Genomic DNA, 4,520 nt, shown 5'->3' with positions numbered 1-4,520 from the left:
GCACGGACGTCGCGCTGCACACGGCCGGCGTGACCCTGATGCGCGGCGACCCGTTGCTCGTCGCGGACGCCATCGACATCTCGGACCGCACGTGGCGCAAGATCCGCCAGAACCTCGTGTGGGCGTTCGTCTACAACGTCGTCGGCATCCCCGTCGCGGCCCTGGGCCTGCTGAACCCCGTGCTGGCCGGCGCGGCGATGGCACTGAGTTCCGTCAGCGTCGTGACCAACGCGCTGCTGCTGCGGCACTGGCGGCCGGCGCCGCGGCCCGCACCCGAACCCATTCCAACCCAACCCCAAGGAGCACACAAGATGTATGAACTGACCGTCGAAGACATGAGCTGCGGCCACTGCGTGGGCCGCGTCACGAAGTCCGTGCAGGCCCTCGACAAGGATGCGAAAGTCGAAGTCGACCTGCCCACGAAGAAGGTCAAGGTCGACAGCACCGCGGACCTCGACAGGATCGCCGAGGCGATCGTGGCGGCCGGCTATCCGGTCACCGCGAAAAGCGCTTGACGAGCCCCACGTACACGCGCCGGGCGACGAAGTGGTCGAACCCGGCCTGGCGGAACGTGGGCGTGTCGGTCCGATACGCACGCAGGCTGCCGTCGAAGATGTCGTTGGCGTTCACGGTCAGGCTGAGTGTCTGGCCCAGCGCGTGTTTCCACGTGAGGTTCACGCTGCTCGTCGGTCCGTAGCGGCCCTGCGGCGTGATGCCGGCCGACTGGGCGTGCGCGTCGACGGACACGTCGCCGTACCCGACCCTGACGTTGACATAACCTGCGACGGCGTCCCGGTCGAGCACCACCCGGTAGACGCCGCCGTCCGCACCGAGCAGCAGCGGTCCGCCGGGCTTCCAGTCCAGCGACGCGGTGACGCCGGCCGAGCGGGCCTCCCCGCCGTTCCGTTTCGACGTGACCAGTACGTCATGTTCGAACGTGCGCGCATCGACGACCGTATCGCGGCCCGTGCGGTAGAACGCGCCCAGGCTGCCGGTCACCTGCGGTGTTTCCCTGTTCACGCCGATCTCCCACGCCCCCAGGCGTTGCGGTCCGAGCCCCGGATTGCCCCGCCTGAGGTTCTGCGCGTCGACATACGTCGTGAACGGATTCAGGTCGCGCGGATCGGGCATCTGCAGGCTGCGGCGGTAGCTGAGCGTGAGGTCGGCGTCGTCTTGCAGCCCATACCTCACATGCAGGCTCGGATCGAACGCCCGCCAGCGGGCGATGCGTTCGGCGCGGCCGCCCAGCAGCGCCTCCCATTTGCCGATCACGATCCGGTCGGTCACATACGCCGCGGCCGACGTCTTCGTCACCGTGTACGCATTGGTCGTGTTGCGGTCCGGCGTCTCGGCGCCCGTCGCGGGATCGACGGCGGCCTGGACGTTGCCGATGGCGTCGGACTTGCGCTGGATGTCGAGGCCCAGGCCCCACCGGCCGCGCGTCCAGTCAACCGTGGCCTGGTCGAGGCGGCGCGCCGTCCTGCCGGCGCCGCGGCTGTATGCGGTCGCGCGCGCGGGCACGACGAACACGTCGCGGTACGACTTGTCGACCAGGGCGTCCGTCGTACTGTGCTGGAGCGTGGCCTTCAGCGCGCTGCCGTTCTGCTGGCGGCTGTAGCTCAGGCTCGCGCTGTCGTCGGACTGCTCGTTGGGACCGTATGAGATGCGATGGTGGATGGTCTCCATGCCACCTTCGCGCTCCTCGCCCAGCACGTCGAACAGGGGCCGCGACCGGCGCCCGCTGTGCCGCACCGTCATGCCGAAGCTGTCCGTGTCGCCCAGCGCGTAGTCGATGCCCAGCGCTGCGCTGTCGACCACGCGGCGCACGAACACTTCGGAGGATTGCACCGTCTGCCCGGCCTGGCCGGTGAGCGGATTGTGCCAGTCGACGGCCGACCGGCGCAACTTGCGCGTGCCGTCATGGCGGTGCGCCACGCTGGCGTGCACGCTCAATCGGCCCCGCGTCACATCGCCCGACGCACCGGCATTCCACAACGCCTGGTCCGTCGCGCTACCCTGGACCTGCGCGTGCGCGCCGGGCATGCGGTTGCGTTTCAGGACGATGTTCACGATCGCGCCGCCGTTGGCGTTTTGCGCGGCGCACGGATTCGTGATGACTTCCACGCTCGCGATGCCGGCGCCGCTCATCGTCTGCAGCGCCACCGCGCGGTCCTCACTCGATCCGGACAGCAGCGCCGTCGGCTTGCCGTCGACGAGGACCGTGACCTGCGTGTTGCCCCGGACGGCGATCTGGCCGTCGGCCGTCACCGCCAGTTCGGGCGTCGCTTGCAGCACGTCCTGCGCGGACCCGTTGGCCGCGCGCGGAGCGTTCGACACGTCGTAGACGGTCTTGTCGATCTTCCTCGCCACCGCCTCCTTGCTGGCGGTGACGGTCACGGTCGGTGCGGGCGGGTTGGCATCGCCGGCGTGCGCGGCCGTCGCGGCGAGGCCGAGCAGGAACACGAGGGGCTTGGTCACATCTGTCCTTTCATCTGGCGAACCAGATTGTCGGCGACGAGCGCGGCCGGCGCGCGACCTGTGTGACCAACGCCCCATTGGGCGTGACGGGACCGTCAGTGGCCTTCGTGCCCACCCCGTTTCGCCGTCCCGATCACCTCGCCGGATGGCGGCGCCGCCGGTGCGCCGACCGGGTCGGGCACGGGACCCGTCCACTCGCGCGCCACCGTGCCGGCGGGATGCCTGTACCAGCCCGGATCGCGGTAATCGCCCCGTGCGAGGCCCTCGCGCACCTTGATGACGGTGAACATGCCGCCCATCTCGATGTCGCCGAACGGCCCGCGGCCCGTCATCATGGGCAACGTGTTTTCCGGCAGCGCCATGTGCATGCCGCCCATCGATCCGCCCTTGTCGCCCATGACCATGTAGCCCGGCACGAGGTCGTTGATCTTCTTCGCCACGCCGGCCTGGTCGACGCCGACCAGGTTCGGCATGGCGTGGCCCATCGCGTTCATCGTGTGGTGCGATTTATGGCAGTGGAACGCCCAGTCGCCGGGATTGTCGGCGACGAATTCGATGGCGCGCATCTGGCCCACGCCGATGTCGACCGTCACCTCGGGCCAGCGCGCGCTGGGAGGGATCCAGCCGCCGTCCGTGCCCGTCACCTCGAAGCGGTGGCCGTGGATGTGGAACGGGTGGTTCGTCATCGTCAGGTTGCCCATGCGGATGCGCACCTTGTCGTCCTTGCGCACGACCATCGGGTCGGTGCCGGGGAAGGTGCGGCTGTTGATGGTCCACAGGTTGAAGTCCAGCATCGTGTTCACGTTCGGCGTGTAGTTGCCCGGCTCGATGTCGTACGCGTTCAGCAGGAACACGAAGTCGCGGTCGACGGCGTGCCGGCGCGGGTCCTTCGGGTGGGTGACCCAGAAGCCCATCATGCCCATCGCCATCTGCGTCATCTCGTCGCTGTGCGGGTGGTACATGAAGGTGCCGGCGTAGCGCGCGACGAATTCGTAGACGAACGTTTTACCCGGGGCGATCGCGGGCTGCACGAGCCCCGCCACGCCGTCCATCCCGCTTGGGAGGATCTGGCCGTGCCAGTGGATCGTCGTCGCCTCCGGCAGTTTATTGGTCACGAAGATGCGCACCTTGTCGCCCTCGACGACCTCGATGGTGGGGCCCGGACTCTGGCCGTTGTAGCCCCACAGGTTCGCCTTCATGCCGGGAGCGATCTCGCGCACGACGGGTTCGGCGACCAGGTGGAATTCCTTGACGCCATCCTTCATGCGCCACGGCAGGCTCCAGCCGTTCAGGGTGACGACGGGGTTGTACGGGCGGCCGCCCGGCGGATGCAGCGGCGGCTGGGTGGCGGGCGACGACTGGACCGGGGCTTCAGGAATGGCGGCCGCGCCGGCCTTCGACACGAGCGAGGCGCCGACCATGGCGCCGGCCGCGCCGGTGATGAAGTTGCGACGGGTGGTCATTGTGCGTGATCCTCGTGTTGCTGGGAACTGAGTCGGGTGCCGAGCGTGGCTTCCAGCTCGGCGTGGGCGGTCCAGAAGGTGTCCAGCGCCTCGATGTAGGCGCTGACCGCTTCGGCCTGCGCGCGCGCATCGGCCAGCAGGTCGTGCGGACTCGCGAGCATGCCGTTGTAGCGCAGCAGGACTTCCTTCCCGATTCTTTTGCGCAGCGGGAGGATCGTGTCGCGGTAGTGCTTCGCCACGTCGTAGGCGTTGCGGTAGGCGAGATAGCCTTCGCGCGCCTCGCTGCGCGCCGTGACGGCCGTGAGCGCGACCTTGTTCACCGCCTGCATGTACGTGGCTTCGGCACGGGCGACGCGCGCGCCGCCCCAGTCGAACAGCGGCAGTTCCAGCGACAGCGAGTAACCGCGCCCGGTCGGCTCGCCGGTCTGCGTCTTGTTGGCGACGCCGAGGTCCAGCACGTTGATGAAGCGCGTCGTGCGCGTGAGCCCGAGATCCGCCGCGGTGGCGGCCGCCTCGGCCTGTGCGGCGCGCACGTCCAGGCGCTGCGCCAGCGCGATGCGTTCGACGTCCGGCAGGTCC

At 69.0% G+C, this 4,520-nt stretch carries 4 protein-coding genes; 1 reads left to right on the top strand and 3 read right to left on the bottom strand.

Features of this window, described 5'->3' with window-relative positions:
• Positions 1 to 515: metal-transporting ATPase (locus tag ACEN88_RS25055; RefSeq protein ID WP_413344045.1), on the top strand; the 515-nt coding region annotated here is incomplete at its 5' end.
• On the opposite strand, the gene ACEN88_RS25050 is transcribed toward ACEN88_RS25055, so the two are convergent.
• From ACEN88_RS25050 to ACEN88_RS25040, 3 genes are all read right to left on the bottom strand, one after another.
• Positions 496 to 2,478, bottom strand: a complete 1,983-nt coding sequence (locus ACEN88_RS25050; RefSeq protein ID WP_413344043.1) for a TonB-dependent receptor — start codon at positions 2,476 to 2,478, stop codon at positions 496 to 498. The two genes, ACEN88_RS25055 and ACEN88_RS25050, sit on opposite strands and share 20 nt — an antisense overlap.
• Positions 2,479 to 2,573: 95 nt before the next feature.
• Positions 2,574 to 3,941, bottom strand: a complete 1,368-nt coding sequence (locus ACEN88_RS25045) for a multicopper oxidase family protein (protein ID WP_413344042.1) — start codon at positions 3,939 to 3,941, stop codon at positions 2,574 to 2,576.
• Positions 3,938 to 4,520: TolC family protein (locus ACEN88_RS25040; protein WP_413344040.1), on the bottom strand; the 583-nt coding region annotated here is incomplete at its 5' end. The genes ACEN88_RS25045 and ACEN88_RS25040, both read right to left, overlap by 4 nt.

It is taken from the genome of Massilia sp. CT11-108 (assembly GCF_047302915.1).
Lineage (GTDB): Bacteria > Pseudomonadota > Gammaproteobacteria > Burkholderiales > Burkholderiaceae_D > Telluria > Telluria orientalis.
Note: the sequence above shows the minus strand (reverse complement) of the source record. Positions and strands in the feature narration are given on the sequence as shown.

Excerpts from the sequence above, each read along its gene's own strand:
- ACEN88_RS25045 (WP_413344042.1), bottom strand. The coding sequence starts at position 3,941 with ATGACCACCCGTCGCAACTTCATCACCGGCGCGGCCGGCGCCATGGTC.